The sequence below is a fragment of the Paraburkholderia acidiphila genome (genome assembly GCF_009789655.1).
Taxonomy (GTDB): Bacteria; Pseudomonadota; Gammaproteobacteria; order Burkholderiales; family Burkholderiaceae; genus Paraburkholderia; species Paraburkholderia acidiphila.
In genome coordinates this window covers 1,024,975-1,038,853 of the sequence record NZ_CP046910.1, presented here as the reverse complement: position 1 = coordinate 1,038,853, position 13,879 = coordinate 1,024,975, and the positions used below count along the sequence as shown (strand labels likewise).

General features: G+C 60.0%; 13 protein-coding genes. 3 read left to right on the top strand and 10 right to left on the bottom strand.

What is annotated here, in order from left to right:
* Positions 1 to 191: 191 nt before the first annotated feature.
* The gene (locus tag FAZ97_RS19240; protein WP_158760022.1) at positions 192 to 863 is read left to right on the top strand and encodes a hypothetical protein; all 672 of its coding nucleotides are present in this window, start codon (positions 192 to 194) and stop codon (positions 861 to 863) included.
* Positions 864 to 951: 88 nt separating this feature from the next.
* Here the strand turns inward: FAZ97_RS19240 and FAZ97_RS19235 are convergent, their stop codons facing one another.
* From FAZ97_RS19235 to FAZ97_RS19220, 4 genes are all read right to left on the bottom strand, one after another.
* Positions 952 to 1,527: a hypothetical protein gene (locus FAZ97_RS19235; RefSeq protein WP_158760021.1), complete on the bottom strand. Its 576-nt coding sequence runs from the start codon at positions 1,525 to 1,527 to the stop codon at positions 952 to 954.
* Positions 1,528 to 1,682: 155 nt separating this feature from the next.
* The gene (locus tag FAZ97_RS19230) at positions 1,683 to 2,441 is read right to left on the bottom strand and encodes a TerC family protein (protein ID WP_158760020.1); all 759 of its coding nucleotides are present in this window, start codon (positions 2,439 to 2,441) and stop codon (positions 1,683 to 1,685) included.
* A gap of 84 nt (positions 2,442 to 2,525) precedes the next feature.
* The gene (locus FAZ97_RS19225; protein WP_158760019.1) at positions 2,526 to 3,389 is read right to left on the bottom strand and encodes an ion transporter; all 864 of its coding nucleotides are present in this window, start codon (positions 3,387 to 3,389) and stop codon (positions 2,526 to 2,528) included.
* A complete protein-coding gene (locus tag FAZ97_RS19220; protein ID WP_158760018.1) occupies positions 3,386 to 3,586 on the bottom strand; it encodes a hypothetical protein in 201 nt (66 codons plus the stop codon). Before FAZ97_RS19220 ends, FAZ97_RS19225 begins: the two co-directional genes overlap by 4 nt.
* A 426-nt stretch (positions 3,587 to 4,012) precedes the next feature.
* Here FAZ97_RS19220 and FAZ97_RS19215 point away from each other — a divergent pair, with 426 nt between their 5' ends.
* Positions 4,013 to 4,453, top strand: coding sequence for a potassium channel family protein (locus FAZ97_RS19215; protein ID WP_158760017.1), 441 nt, complete (start codon positions 4,013 to 4,015; stop codon positions 4,451 to 4,453).
* A 94-nt stretch (positions 4,454 to 4,547) separates the two neighbouring features.
* Here FAZ97_RS19215 and FAZ97_RS19210 read toward each other — a convergent pair whose 3' ends face one another.
* The 3 genes from FAZ97_RS19210 to FAZ97_RS19200 form a co-directional block, all read right to left on the bottom strand.
* Positions 4,548 to 5,777, bottom strand: coding sequence for a GNAT family N-acetyltransferase (locus tag FAZ97_RS19210; protein WP_158760016.1), 1,230 nt, complete (start codon positions 5,775 to 5,777; stop codon positions 4,548 to 4,550).
* Between the two features lie 438 nt (positions 5,778 to 6,215).
* The gene (locus tag FAZ97_RS19205; protein WP_233271792.1) at positions 6,216 to 6,518 is read right to left on the bottom strand and encodes a hypothetical protein; all 303 of its coding nucleotides are present in this window, start codon (positions 6,516 to 6,518) and stop codon (positions 6,216 to 6,218) included.
* Between the two features lie 626 nt (positions 6,519 to 7,144).
* A complete protein-coding gene (locus FAZ97_RS19200) occupies positions 7,145 to 9,127 on the bottom strand; it encodes a kelch repeat-containing protein (protein ID WP_158760015.1) in 1,983 nt (660 codons plus the stop codon).
* Positions 9,128 to 9,471: 344 nt separating this feature from the next.
* On the opposite strand from FAZ97_RS19200, the gene FAZ97_RS19195 reads away from it, so the two are divergent.
* A complete protein-coding gene (locus tag FAZ97_RS19195) occupies positions 9,472 to 10,161 on the top strand; it encodes a potassium channel family protein (protein ID WP_158760014.1) in 690 nt (229 codons plus the stop codon).
* 620 nt (positions 10,162 to 10,781) lie between these two features.
* On the opposite strand, the gene FAZ97_RS19190 is transcribed toward FAZ97_RS19195, so the two are convergent.
* The 3 genes from FAZ97_RS19190 to FAZ97_RS19180 all read right to left on the bottom strand — a co-directional run bounded on the left by FAZ97_RS19190 (position 10,782) and on the right by FAZ97_RS19180 (position 13,685).
* Positions 10,782 to 11,675, bottom strand: a complete 894-nt coding sequence (locus FAZ97_RS19190) for a pirin family protein (RefSeq protein ID WP_158760992.1) — start codon at positions 11,673 to 11,675, stop codon at positions 10,782 to 10,784.
* A 153-nt stretch (positions 11,676 to 11,828) separates the two neighbouring features.
* Positions 11,829 to 12,938: a porin gene (locus tag FAZ97_RS19185; RefSeq protein ID WP_158760013.1), complete on the bottom strand. Its 1,110-nt coding sequence runs from the start codon at positions 12,936 to 12,938 to the stop codon at positions 11,829 to 11,831.
* Positions 12,939 to 13,046: 108 nt separating this feature from the next.
* Entirely contained in the window at positions 13,047 to 13,685 is a 639-nt protein-coding gene (locus tag FAZ97_RS19180; RefSeq protein ID WP_158760012.1) for a hydrolase, read from the bottom strand.
* Between the last annotated feature and the right edge of the window lie 194 nt (positions 13,686 to 13,879).

Genomic DNA, 13,879 nt, shown 5'->3' with positions numbered 1-13,879 from the left:
CGCGCCCTGCAGCCTACCCTCCAAGGTCCCGACGGCCCATCTGTTTGCCAGCCAAAGTGAAGAGAACGATATTTTCCGGTATCTTGGGCATCGTCTGTGCAATCTCCGCGCGTATTGACTTTCACTCCGGCCGGCACGCGATACACAGGGGCCGGCGAGCGGCACACGCGTTGTACATCGGGAGAGCCTCGATGAATACCGAGAATGACGAATACACGCTCCGGTGCTGTGAGGCAATCAGAAAAGCAGCGTTTGCGCTTGCGAGTGGCGGGGTGTTCGAAGGGTGGGCAGCAGTAGAGCGAACGCTTTGCCTGCGATTCAGCGCCGAGCAGGTTCACCAAGTCTTCGCGAGCCCTTTTTTCCGTCTGGACCTGGTTCGCCGCTGCCATGAAGCCCAAAGGACAGTTCCTTATCGGACAGTTGGCCCCGCCGCAGTGGGCCAAGAATGCCTACGCGACCAGCCTGCTCCTCGCAAGCCAACGCGCGCAACAGACCGGCGACCGAAAGACGACCACCGGAGATACGGCGGTCGGCCGCCTAAAATCGACGATCGCCGGTCTGGCGTTGCCCGCGAGATCGCGGCACTGATGTCCGACCGGGTTGAGCGCACGGCCGCTCAACTGGCGCAGTGCCTGGGCGCAGTACCGCGCGAAGTCCAAAGGGCGCTGCGTACGATGCTTGCGAACGACGAGGTGCACATTGTGGGACGCGTACGTCGTTCAGAGGGCGGACGTTGTCCCCGGCTCTTTGCCGGCGGCCCCCGGTTCGAATACGGAGTGGCGGCCGCCAACGCACCGTCGTTCTGGCCGAAGGTCGATCCCCAAATTCTTCGGATTATGGACGCGCTTGTGCGCCATAAATGATGAATCGGCACGACCAGCGCGTCCGTTTGATGAGAAGTACGCGGCACAGCCGCGGTTTACAAACGATCGTCCTTCGCGCGTATGCCCTTTATTCACTGAAGGTCCTGATGTAGACGTTCATTTCGTCGCGTGCACGCCCGAGTTGCTCGATCAAAATATCGTAGCGATCCGCCGCCTCGTGAACAAGTTCCACCTCCTCGGGAGTGCGAGGTCTACCCGAGGACACGAGGCTCTGCGCGAGCGCTTGCCGCTTTTTCACCAGCTCGTGAAGCTGGTCATACCGCGGCTCCTGGTCGAAGTCGCCCCGCGCGTCCTCTATCCGCTCCAACAAGTAGTTCACCTGCGCGAGCAGTTGCACGACCTCGCTGGTCACCATCTCCCACGACCTGTCGAGCTCACTAGTGGTAGTGGGGGATGCTTCGCAATACCTCAAATAGCGCAGGTAATCCCGAAAACTCTCCATTGCGGCTGACCTGGCATATCTTAGCGAGCTGACTTCGACGCTCGTCTCCACCAGCTTGGCGTAAATCACCTTGGCTTTTGCGACGTCATAACCTTCGGCGCCAGTTTCCACGAGATATTGGATGCCATCAGCAATTTCGGATACCTCATCGCCTGCCCCGCCGATCGCATTGATCAGATCCTTGAACTGCTTGATATCCATCCTGATCTCCTCGTCGTGGATCTTTCCCCGTCGCCGGTGACATGTTTCCTCCATAAACGATACGACGCGTGCGCATGTAGTCAAGGAGAATGGGTTCTCCTGCGTGCGAGCCACGAATGCGCGACATGCGTTGGTCAAGCTGTTGACCAGAGCCGTCAGTCGCGCAGTGGACCTCCGTCACGACGCTGCCTCTTTGCACGGCGCACAAGCATATTCATGCTTTCGACGAATGCGGAGAATGCCATCGCCGCGTAGATATAGCCCTTCGGAACGTGCGATCCGAATCCTTCGGCAATTAACGTCATACCGATCACCAGGAGAAAACTCAGCGCCAGCATCACAATGGTTGGATTGCGGTCGATAAAACGCGACAACGGACCGGCTGAAAACAGCATGGCTGCAACAGCCACAATCACAGCGACGTACATGATTGCCACGTGCTCGGTCATACCGACTGCTGTCACGATGCTATCGATGGAAAACACCAGATCGAGCATCAGGATCTGGGCAATGGCTGCCCGCTCGGTGAGTCCGGAAGCCGCGGCGCCACCTGGTTGATCATCCTCATCGCCAGAGACGTTATGGTGGATCTCACTCGTCGCCTTCCATACGAGAAAGAGCCCCCCGCCTAGCAGAACGAGGTCGCGCCAGGAAAAAACATGGCCAAACAGCGAGAGCGCAGGCTGTGTTAAACGCGTAATCCATGCCACAGTGCCAAGCAGCGCAAGGCGCATCACGAGGGCAAGGCCAATGCCGATGCGCTGGGCCCTCGGGCGCTGCGCCACCGGCAGCTTGTTGGTGAGAATCGAGATGAAGACGAGGTTGTCGATGCCGAGCACGACTTCCATGACCACAAGCGTCACGAGTGCTGCCCAGGCGGCGGGATCGGAAATCAGGGTGGCGAGGGAATCCATGTGTATGTAATTTCCGGCTAAGCGATCATCAGATCCTGCAGGGCCGTCCGCTGATTGCAACGCTCCTCGCAGTCGGGGCGCCCTCTATTGAGCATCAACTGGGGGAAGCGGTTCGCCACAATGTCTGCAATACGTTGCATCCGCGTCGTGCCCTTCACTATGGCATTGCAGGCAGACGCGGGAAGGCCGCCGTACCTGGCGCGTCGCCGTCGCGGCTTCGGCGCCAATCATGGCCGCTGGGAAGGCGATTACGCCATACCCCAGCAGCATGGCCAGCGAAGTGATGAATTGGCCGAGCGCCGTCTTCGGATGAATGTCACCGTAGCCTGTGGTGGTCATCGTAACCACCGCCCAGTACATGCTGACCGGGATACTGGTAAACCCGTTCGACGGGCCTTCGACGAGATACATGACGGTGCCAAGCACCACGATCAGAATCAGCACGACGCCAAGGAATACCATGATCCTGTGCCGGCTCCTGACGAGTCCGCGCCAAAGAACCTGGGACTCGTTGAAGTAGAGAGGCAGCTTCACGATCCGGAATATGCGCAGCATGCGCAACAACCTGACGTCGACAAGGACATGGAATCCTGGCAGGAGTAAGCCAAGATAGGTTGGCAGGATCGACACGAGGTCGATGATGCCGAAGAAGCTCAGCGCGTAACGCAACGGACGCTCCACGCAGAGGAGCCGGACAATGTATTCGGCGGTGAACAGGAGTGTAAAGAACCACTCCAGAATATCGAGGACCAGGAGTTCACGGGCACGGACAGCCTCAACACTGTCCAGCATAACGACTGCGACGCTGAATATGATTGCCGACAGCATCGCGGCATTGAAGTGGCGTGCGGCATCCGTCTCGGCATCAACCAGGATCGCATACATGCGCCGCCGCCAACCATGATCGGGCCTGCCAAAATCACGTTTCAGTGGGCGAACGACGTTCATGGTCGAGATGACACCGCTGCGAGTGCGTACGCGACCGGCAACGAAACCGTCGCCACCAGTGCACGGACGAAGTAGCCGATCGCGAGCACCGTCATTAACAACAAACCAAAACATATTTCGCAGACACGGTCGACGGTATTGAGAATCGGTTCGCGCCGTTCGGGTTCGACACGACCAGCCGGCATGATGGTGCTCATATGGCCTCGACTCGATGTGGACAACGAGACGTCGCGTTAACCGCCAACGACGGATGTTGGTACGAGCAGTATATGAAAGAGTCGGCAGTTCGGTGCCCAGATCTTGATGGACCTGGAGCGCCAGGGCGGCGCAGGAGGCTCGATGCACGCGGGATACGGCTACACCGCCCACCGCATACGGGAGTGAATGTTCGCAAGCACTTCACGCTTCGCCATTTGACGGTTGCGCGTCCTGCGAGTCGCACAGTGTGCCTTCTCCGATCCCGAATCAAGCAACTAGAGAGAATCCCCGACAGCCGGCCATTCGACATCGATATACGAGTTTTCTTATGATTGGACGCGCTGGCGCGTTTCAAACTTGCGATCTCCGCGTCCCGCATGCGGCGCCTTTTTGCCTGCGCGCTCCCCCTGAAGACGGAGTCAATCATGCTACACAATGTACTGGCCGCCGCTCCGGCCATGATCCTGTGTCTGCTTTTGCAAGGCGTGGTAGTAGCCATCTGCCTGCGCCGGTATGCGCGCTTCCGGCGCAGCGTCAAGAATCAAGACTTGCTATGGGTGGACGTTTTGCTATTGATAACCGTGATGCTACTGACTTTGCTCTGCAATTTTGCCCAAATGGCGATCTGGGCTGCGCTGTTCATTCTCTTGGGCGAGTTTTCCGATTTCGCCACTGCCCTGTACCACTCAGCCGTCAATTTCATCACGCTGGGCTACGGCGACATCGTCATGTCCAAAGAATGGCGCATGCTTGGCCCCATCGAAGCTGCCAACGGCATCCTTATGTTCGGAGTCTCAACCTCCGTGATGACGGCTGCGGTCATGGATGTGATCAAGTACCATCATGCCCGGCTGCAGCAGGAGTAGCCACGCAACGAAGGCTCGACTCGAGCAGAAACCGGCTATTCGGTTTTTGTCGCGATGTGCCAATTCCTTCACCCTGGAGGGCCCTCGCGCGTAATCACTCCTGGTTCTTTATGCCGTGCCGCGAATGCCGCGTCGCACTGAGTGCCGGTGTCTTCGTGGATAGCCGCTCGCAGGCAAGCGCGCGAACCTTGCGAACGAGGCGCCGAAACTGTTCGGCCGCGAGCGATACTTCGGCGAGCCGGCCACGTAGCGTCAGTATGACGAAATGCGTCTCATACCAGCTTTTATGGTTGGACCACCGCTCCTTGTAGATTGAAAAGAACGGCCGGAAGTCGAAATCGCGTCCACTCGCATGCGCCCATCGCGCGATGCTATCGACTAGAAGATTGCCCACTGAGCAGGCAGCATATTTCTCGTCGTAGGTCGTGATGAAGTATTCGATGTTGCGCGTCCCAACCAGGTTCACCGACGCTGCAACGGGTGCGCCGTTAACTTTCACGAAGGAGACAAACGGCGTTGCCACGAGATCAATTCGTCCCGCGAGGTCGATGAAGAAGTCGCTCACTTCGTCGTCCATCAGAAACGGCGTGTCAAAACCGCGGGCAAGTGCCCAGCGGCGCTTGTTCGCAAAGAGCCACGTTAGCACTTCACGCGCGTCGAGCGCGTCCTGGCACCAGCCATACTGAACCAGACTGTCGTCGGCCAGGCGCCTTGCACGGCGGCGCAGAGACCCGCGTAGCGACTCGGGCCTGGTGGCAACGAAGTCGTCGTAGGTGGCGAACTCGGAGAGACTTATTGAGTAGCTGTCCACGCAACGCCACCGTGACGGTATTGCGCGATGCACCCAAGACCTGGGAACATTGGATAGCGCAGTGTCGAGCGCGCTGCCGCTCTCTATAAGCCGTATTTCCAGGACGTCGGCTTCGAGGCAGCGCAACGCTTGCAGAGCGGCGGCATAGTAGCGGGCGTCGGCTGGATCAGCAACGAGCGGTCCGCCGTACTCCTGATCGTTGCCGCAGCCGAGTGCGCGAGCTACGCGGTACGCGCCCCGGTGTTCGACTTTCACTGGCCAGATCGCAACAGGCACCTCGCCGATAGAAACGAGCACAACGCTAACAGTAGCGCCTCGCGCAAATGCTCGCGCCGCCGCGACTTCGCAGTATGTGAATTCGAGACTCGGTGGACACGTGGTGGCCAGTGCACTCCACATCGGGCGCAGACGTGCGAATTCCGCCGACGAACGACAGACCCGGATTTCGTGGCAAATCGTGCCCGACGCCTGTGAAGCAGCAGCGCGAGGAAAGGAAGCGACTTCGATTGACATGTCTCCCATGGCGCGCTCCAGAAGTGTTGCAAAGCATCAAACTGATATTTACACTATGGCTCCCGTTTTAATTATCTGTAGTGCGAATTACATTGCATACGACGGCCACACACTCTTTCCATGTGCACGTGTTCTCAAGAAGATAACGCAGAAGACCCTGCAACTTCTGGCATTACTTGATTTTGGCGTCAAGCGACTAGTCGCTTCTTCATGAAACGGGTGCTGTCCAGCGATACGCGCTCGGCGGCGGCACTTCATATGTCGTATGGGGGCAGCCGGCAGCGGTAACTAGACTTTTCATGCAGCGAAAAGCACGGGATATAAGCGCTTATGGTGATTGCGTCTCGTCACGCAATGAGTAGCCGTGACGTGACTACCGTAACAAGCTTCTGAATTGCATCTGAAAGCACGTCCCTCCCGCATTGCAACAGCGCGCCATCAGCGGCCCATCCTCCGGTCGTAGCTTTGCGAAACGCGCTGGAGCAATGTGGGATCTCCCTCGTCGCCCGAGTGGAACTGCACGACTACGCTACCGTCGGCTTGCTGGCGCACGCTCGCCGTCACGGTGTTGCCATCACGTCCACCAACGATGGTTCCGCTGGCTGAATCCTGGGTGGTGATGGTTAGTCCTTCGTCGCGCATTGCGCCGGACGCGGCGGCAAAGGACCGGTCGAAACTGGCCGGGATCGTGACGACGGTTCCGGCTGGCGCCACGTAGTACGGGCATCCCGTGAGAAGCACGAAAGAACCAAGGAGGCTGACATTCAGAAGGCGCCTAAGCGCCGTCTGACCGCCTATGGCCGGACCTTTTCGTACGACGCCCCCGCAGACGGTGCAAGATTGCCGCTTGCCACATGTAAGACTCATTGCATTCTCCCCTCGACGAAGAATGCCTCGAGTGGATTTACGTCAATGTTGCGGTTCGCCGTCGCCGCGTGGCTTCTACTTCTCATCGACGCTTTCCCCGGGGGGCGTGCCCCGCGAGCCAGGCTGGTCGTCCGGGCTGTGTGATGCGAAGTGGGGGCGGCGGCTCTACCCAGGCCGTCGAGACACGGAACGCGAGTAACGCGATACGTCCGGCAAAAGCCGCAACCGGACTCGTGAGGTCGTTGGACCGTGGACGCATCGCAACCTCGATCGAAGTAGCGGACTTCCAGATTAGCGCCACGCGATCGACGGCGCTATCGGACCTTCGTCCGATATCTGGGCGCCACGAAACTGACTCTGAGCCCCGACACTTTGGGTAGCGATCCAATGCTCAAGCACGGTGTACGAAGAGAACGGCCGTACAGGGCCAGCTTCGGTCTGTCGGTTCGAGGTCACTGGGATCTCGAATCGGCCGATGAGCGGACATAAGCGCCGCCAACCTAGTGAAACAATTCGGTGTAGGCCAAGATTCCGCGTCCAATTCCGCCTGCTACGAGAACCCGGCCGTCTGACAGCAACGTTGCCGTGTGTTGCTCTCGCATTTGCTCAAGACTCCCGACTTGCGACCAGTTCCCCGTCGCAGGATCGTACAACTCGCTGACAAACAAATTGCTGCCGTCGTTGCCTCCCGCCACCAGCACACGCCCGCTGGTCAGGAGCGTGGCGGTATGGAAGGCGCGTGCCTGTCGCAAGCTGCCCGTCATTGACCACGTACCCGTCGCCGGATCGTAGAGTTCAGCGGTTGCGAGCGCGTTCGTGCCGTCGGATCCCCCGACTGCGAGCACCCTGCCGTCGGCGAGTTGCGCAGCGGCATAGGCGTTGCGGGCCTGGTTCATGTTGCCGGTCGGCGACCAGGTTCCCGTGGCGGGGTCATAGAGTTCGGCCGTGGCCAGTGCGGCGCCGCCGATACCTTCTCCGCCGGCTACCAGGACGCGGCCGTCCGGCAGCAGGGTGGCGGTGTGTTGCTCGCGCGCCTGGACGAGGCTGCCCGTCGGCGACCAGGTGCCCGTAGCCGGATCGTAAAGTTCGGCGGAGGACAGCGCCCCCTGACTACTGCCCTGCCCCTCGCCGCCGGCCACCAGCACGCGGCCATCTCGCAGCAGCGTGGCGGTGTGGCTGTCACGCTGCTGGGCCATGCTGCCGGTCTGCGACCATTTACCCGCGACCGGGTCAAACAGTTCCGCCGAGGTCAGCGCGTTGCCTCCACCGGTGCCGAATCCCCCCGCCACCAGGACACGGCCGTCAGAAAGAAGCGTGGCGGAGTGCGCTTGCCGGCTTAGCGCAAGGCTGTCGGTCCGTATCCAGCTGTTCGTGGACGGGTCAAAGAACTCGGCAGACGACAGCGCCTGCTTCCTGTTCCCCCCCGCCACCAGGACTCGCCCGTCGGGCAATAGCGTGGCCGTATGCCGGGTGCGCGCCTGATTCATGGCATCGGCGGGTAACCACTCACCGACCTGCGCGGCAGCCACCGTGATGGTGATCTGCGTGGTGACGCTGCCGGCACTATTGCTGGCCGTAATGAAAAACGTCGTCTGGACCAGTTCAACGGTTGGCGTGCCAGTGATTTCCCCGGTCTGCGTGTTGAAGCTCAATCCTGCCGGCAACGCTGGGGATATCGAATACTGGGTGACTTCGCCGCCGGTGTACACGGGCTCGTCGTCCACGATCGGCACGCCGACAATGTCTTCGGGTAGCGGATCCACATAGACGAGGTCGGCCGGCGGCGCGGCCACCGCAGCCACTTCGATGGTCAGCAGGGCCTGGACGCTATCCACGCTGTTGGCGCCCGTCACCGTATAGACCGCCGGTGCGGTCACTGTCGTGGGGGTGCCGGAAATGATGCCGGTCTGCGGATCAATGGCGAGGCCCGCCGGCAGTGCCGGTGACACACTGTATTGCGTGATCTCGCCCCCCGTGGTGAAGGGCGTGTTGGGCGTGATCGGGGCGTTGGTCGGGTAAATGACCGACTGGTCCAGGTAGTCCAGCCCGTCTGGTGCAATGGGAGCGTCCTTGACCTCGATTTCGACCCGGGTGGATTCGCTGCCCGCTTCATTACTGCCAGTGATCGTGTAGACCGTGTCATTGCTTACGGTAGTGGGCGTGCCGGAAATCGCGCACGTATGAGGATCCAGGACGAGGCCCGCAGGCAACGGTGGAGACACGCTGCATTGCGTGATCGCTCCGCCGCTGTTGCTCAGTGTCTCGGGGATGATTGCAATCCCCTGCGCGTAGACCACCGTAGAATCGTGCTCGGCTAGCCCGGCGGGAGGGGCAGAGGTGACACCGTTGCTGCCATTGCCCTGACATCCAGCCGCCAGAGTGACCAGCGACACAAGAAGGCCTGTCACGCAACGTTTTGTCAGCATGGACTTGACCTCGAGACTGTTGCTTTCAGAATAGGTCGTCCCGCCGTCGGCGGTCAATTGCGATCAGGCGGATGCTCTGGCTTGCACAAGGAGCCCGGCGGAGTGGAATGGACGCACGTACGGCCAGCCGCGATTTTCGCAACATGCCGGAAAGCGAAAAGGATCTTCGGATTGGCTCAAGCTCTGGACGGATCGCCTGATCGCAACGGCTTGAAAAATGCCAACGGCGAAAATGGTTTCGAGTGCGGACAGGTAGTCTCGCGAGACCTTGCGTCTCTTGTGGGTCGGCGTCTGCCAAACGTAGGCGACAGCTGCGCGGTGCGCTACCGCTTTGTACTCCCGTCACACGCGGCCCGGCATGCATAGCTGCGACATGCGCGAACCAGAGGGGAGAGATCATCATGGCCATCCGTACCACGCGCGACGCGCTGTCTCGCATTTTCTACCAGCGCTGCTTCTGGCTGTTTGTCGTACTGGTCACGCTAATCGGCGCGGTGTCGTTTGTCCCCCCGAGCGACAGCGGTCGCCTCATCCTGAATGTCGTAAATATGTTCCTCGTCATAGCGACCGTGGCAGCAGTCGGCCGTACAACGCTGCCGTTCGTAATCGTGCTGTTACTTGCCGTTCCGGCTATGTGGTTCCAGTACCTCGGCCTGTGGCGCGACGACGAGACGAGCCTTGCCATATCCTGGATGTTCAGCGCCGCACTCTACTTCATCACTGTTGCGTATCTTCTCCGCTACGTCTTCCAGCCGAGGATCATGACGGCGGATAAGCTGTTTGGCGCCGCGGCGGCATATCTGTTGATCGGTGACCTGTGGGCGTACATCTACGCGATCATCGGATTCTTCTATGCGCAGTCGTACATGATCGTCGGGCAGCCGGGTCGGCTTGTTTATGCCGACGCGCTTTATTTCAGCATAACCGTCCTCACTAGCACAGGCTTCGGCGACATCACGCCACTCACGCGCCCGGCACGCGGCATGTGCATGATGGAACAGATCACCGGCAGCTTGTTCGTCGCGATCCTCATCGCCCGCCTCGCCGGCGTTTATCCCCCGCGAGAGAGCTATACCGACGACAAATCCTAGGAAGTCAGGAAGCCTTATCGTGTCGGCGCGACCGAACGATGACGATCTGTGTGAACTCGACGGCCAACTAAACTGATTGAAGGGCAGTGGTACGTCGCAAGCGGCCATCGCAAGCGCTTGGTGACGACCGACGGTTGAGGGTCGAACGAAGACGGCTAGATCTGGCGGACCTCGGCCGGGGTTATCGGGAGGATGGCTATAGGTCGCGACTCGCCGATATCTACTCTCGGCACAAAGCGTTGTTCAACCGACTAGAAAACGCGTGAGCATGAAATCGTCACATATGGGCCGCGTGCCGGCTCGTCAACACAACTTCCCGATGAACATTACGCGCACGGGCGCATCGAGGTAAGCCTGAGATACGCTAAGGAGAAACGGTGCCGACAGCTCGCGAAAATGTTGAATAAAGCCGGGCTTGTCGGCTGAGTGCTCGGGTGGCCGCCGTGTGGACTCCTCTCCCATACGCAGTCATCGGACGCTGAAGTCGGCGCCGCCCAACCGCTCAATCCGCGTCGTCGCGCGCTCGCAAACACAGCAAAGTATGAGCGAGACCGAGCGCTCCTGGCCAGACGCCACGTCCGACGTCAGGACAAGGAGCGCTCCGGATGCTGTGGCAGCGCTTACCGTGCCACGGTGCGTGGGTCCTTCGCGGCCATCTGTCCAAAACGCCCGCTGTTGAAGTCCTCTACCGCCTCGCGAATCTCTTCGGTCGTGTTCATGACAAACGGTCCATGCGCAGCTACGGGTTCGTCGATGGGTTCGCCGCTCAACACCAGCACGATTGCGTCGCTCATGGCGTCAAGCTGAACGTCGGTGCCTTCTCGCGCAAGGAGAACCAGTTGCGCGTCGCCGATCACCCGCTCGTCGCCGTTGACGCGAACCTGGCCTCGCAGCACGACTAGCGCGAGCGTCCGGCCCGCCGGTAGCGTCAACGCTGCGCCGTGCCCAGCTTTGAGCCGCACATCCCAGACATCCATCGGCGTGAAGGTGTGCGCTGGCCCCGCCTTGCCCGCGTAGTTGCCGGCGATCACCCTCACCTGTCCCGCGCCTGCCGGCAGGTCGACAGACGGAATCTGGCCGGCCACGATGCTCTGATAGCCTGGGGCCGTCATTTTGTGCTTCGCTGGCAGATTGACCCAGAGTTGCACCATCTCGAGCGTCCCGCCTGTTTTCGCGAACGCGCGCGAGTGAAACTCCTCATGCAAAATGCCTGCGCCCGCCGTCATCCACTGCACATCGCCGGGACCGATCTGGCCACCGCTACCCGTTGAGTCGAGGTGCTCCAGTTCGCCCTCGTACACGATAGTCACGGTTTCGAAGCCACGGTGCGGATGCTGCCCGACACCCAGCCGTCGGTGCGTCGGCGCAAAGCTTTCCGGTCCCGCGTAGTCGAGCATCAGGAAAGGGCTCACGTGCCGCCCCATGGTGTGATGCGAGAACAGTGTGCGCACGGGAAAACCGTCGCCGACCCAATGCGCGTTGGGGTTGCTGTAAGCGCCGAGAATCTTTTTCATCATCGAATATTCCTGTTTAACGGCCCGCGGCCGTGCTTGTATGAATACAGGGTAGTCGCGCGACGATGACGGCGGTAGAGGGTGGAAGTTGCCCTCTGTGTCTCACTGATGGAACAATGGACAGGCTCAATACCATCGCTCCGGGCGAGCCGATCAGAATCTCGTCTGCAACCCGATGCGCGCCAGTGTCTGCGAACGGTTGCTCGCAGCCGCGTCAGGCGCCAGCAATCCGTTGATCCAGGCTTGGGTCGTTTCGGAGTCGCCGCTGGCACGCTGATAGACGCCCTCGACGTACACCATCGTCCGCTTCGAGAAGTGGTATTGCACTGCTGTGGTGATCTGGTGAGCCTTGTTGTTCTCGAGCACCTGGTTTCCCTTCATGTACTGGTAGTCGAGTCCTGCCGACCAGGGACCCGAAATCGTCCAATACGCCCCCGCCTTGTAGACGTCGATCTTTGCGCCGCTCGCCGTATTCCGTGTGTTTGTGTACAGCAGCATGGCGAGCACGCTGCCGAACCTGTAATGCGCGCCGGCCCCAAAGTTTCGGATTCCTTCATGACCATTGCCCAGTTCAGGATATTTGGCTTCGATATAGGCGATCCCGAGCGCAAACGGCCCGCTCTCGTAGTTCATCCCTGCGCTGATTGTCGAATTGGCGGAGAACGAACCCGCAATGCCGCCAAAGCCATACAGCGCGCCGAAACTGAATCCGGAGAAAGACGGACTGCGATATTTGACCGCGTTTGCCACACGCGTTGCACCGGCCAGACGGTCAAAATCGAACGAGCCGGTTGGATTTTGCGGGATGCCTAGCGCGCTGAATGGTCCCTGTCGAAAATCATAAAGACCGCCAAACAGGAACGCGCCGTCAAAGAGACCGAGCGTCAACGTCTCGAACATGAAATCGTACTGGTTACCAAACGTGACGGCGCCAAGACGCTCATCGGACAGCCCCACGTAGGCCGTGCGATTGAAGATCTGGCCCGCGCCCGGGATGGTTGCGCCGCTGCCCAGATCGAACTGCGAAGTCAGATTGAACACGGCCTTCGTTCCGCCACCCAGATCCTCGCTTCCGCTGAACGTCAAAACGTTCGGCGCGAAGATCCCGCTGTCGAACTGCGTTACCGAGCCGCCATGTTCGTTGTTCACCCAGGTCACACCGCCATCGACCATGCCCTGCAACGTAACACTGCTTTGGGCGTAGAGGTTGGTGTGGAAGCAGGCTGCGCTCAGGCAGACTGCGAGAGCGGTCTGTCTTTTCATGTCGATCGATTTCCTGCCGTCAACGATGGCTCGCGATTCGCCGGACATCGCACTTGCGCGCGGACGGCTACCGCAGCCGGCCGCGCGCTTGATACGTTGCTTGATACGTCAGTTCTTGTCGTACGAGAACTGGATGCCGGCAGTGCCCCCGGTTTCAATGAACAGGTCAATGAACGCGGGGACGGTTTCGCTGCGCGCCCAGTCGCGCTGCAACTCGCAGAACAGTTGAGCGACGCTGATCATCTTGCCGCCAGCCTGTTCGATACGGCGCAACGCGGCTTCGTGCGCAGCGACGGACGTGCCGCCGACCGCATCGACGACCACATAGACCTCGTAGCCCGCCTTCAGCGCATCGAGCGCGGGGAACGTCAGGCAGGCTTCCGTCCAGAGCGCCGTCATGATCAGCTTCTTGCGGCCGGTTGCCTCGACGGCCTTGCGGAATTCGACGTCTTCCCACGAGTTGATGCTCGTGCGGTCGTACGTCGGATAGTCGCCAAGCGCGGCGCGCAGTTGCGGAATCGGCGGCTTGTTCAGCCCCGTCTTCACGTTGACCGTCGAATGGACGATCGGCAGCTTGTAGGTGACCGCTGCCTTGGCGGCGCCCACAATGTTGTTGACCAGCAGTTGTCGATCCATCGACGCGATGGAATTCACCTGAACCGGTTGGTAATCGATGACGATGAATGCCGCATTCTGCGGGGTGAGCAGAGGGTCGTTCGCGGGGTCGCGAATGGGTTCGCTTGCCATGGTTGTCTCCAGAAGCAGTGCAGGAAGTGAAAGTGGGATCCCGAGGACCGATGCGAGAAACATCGGATCTGCATGCACGGCCAATGCTATGCGGGCGGCTCACTGCCTTGAAGTCCCGAAAGATGCCGACTGTGTTCCATGAGAGGAACAACGACGGTCTGGACCCTTAATGCTTTAAGATGTCTCGATTGTTC

Excerpts from the sequence above, each read along its gene's own strand:
- FAZ97_RS19240 (WP_158760022.1), top strand. The coding sequence starts at position 192 with ATGAATACCGAGAATGACGAATACACGCTCCGGTGCTGTGAGGCAATC.
- FAZ97_RS19235 (WP_158760021.1), bottom strand. The coding sequence starts at position 1,527 with ATGGATATCAAGCAGTTCAAGGATCTGATCAATGCGATCGGCGGGGCA.
- FAZ97_RS19230 (WP_158760020.1), bottom strand. The coding sequence starts at position 2,441 with ATGGATTCCCTCGCCACCCTGATTTCCGATCCCGCCGCCTGGGCAGCA.
- FAZ97_RS19225 (WP_158760019.1), bottom strand. The coding sequence starts at position 3,389 with ATGAACGTCGTTCGCCCACTGAAACGTGATTTTGGCAGGCCCGATCAT.
- FAZ97_RS19220 (WP_158760018.1), bottom strand. The coding sequence starts at position 3,586 with ATGAGCACCATCATGCCGGCTGGTCGTGTCGAACCCGAACGGCGCGAA.
- FAZ97_RS19215 (WP_158760017.1), top strand. The coding sequence starts at position 4,013 with ATGCTACACAATGTACTGGCCGCCGCTCCGGCCATGATCCTGTGTCTG.
- FAZ97_RS19210 (WP_158760016.1), bottom strand. The coding sequence starts at position 5,777 with ATGTCAATCGAAGTCGCTTCCTTTCCTCGCGCTGCTGCTTCACAGGCG.
- FAZ97_RS19195 (WP_158760014.1), top strand. The coding sequence starts at position 9,472 with ATGGCCATCCGTACCACGCGCGACGCGCTGTCTCGCATTTTCTACCAG.
- FAZ97_RS19190 (WP_158760992.1), bottom strand. The coding sequence starts at position 11,675 with ATGAAAAAGATTCTCGGCGCTTACAGCAACCCCAACGCGCATTGGGTC.
- FAZ97_RS19185 (WP_158760013.1), bottom strand. The coding sequence starts at position 12,938 with ATGAAAAGACAGACCGCTCTCGCAGTCTGCCTGAGCGCAGCCTGCTTC.
- FAZ97_RS19180 (WP_158760012.1), bottom strand. The coding sequence starts at position 13,685 with ATGGCAAGCGAACCCATTCGCGACCCCGCGAACGACCCTCTGCTCACC.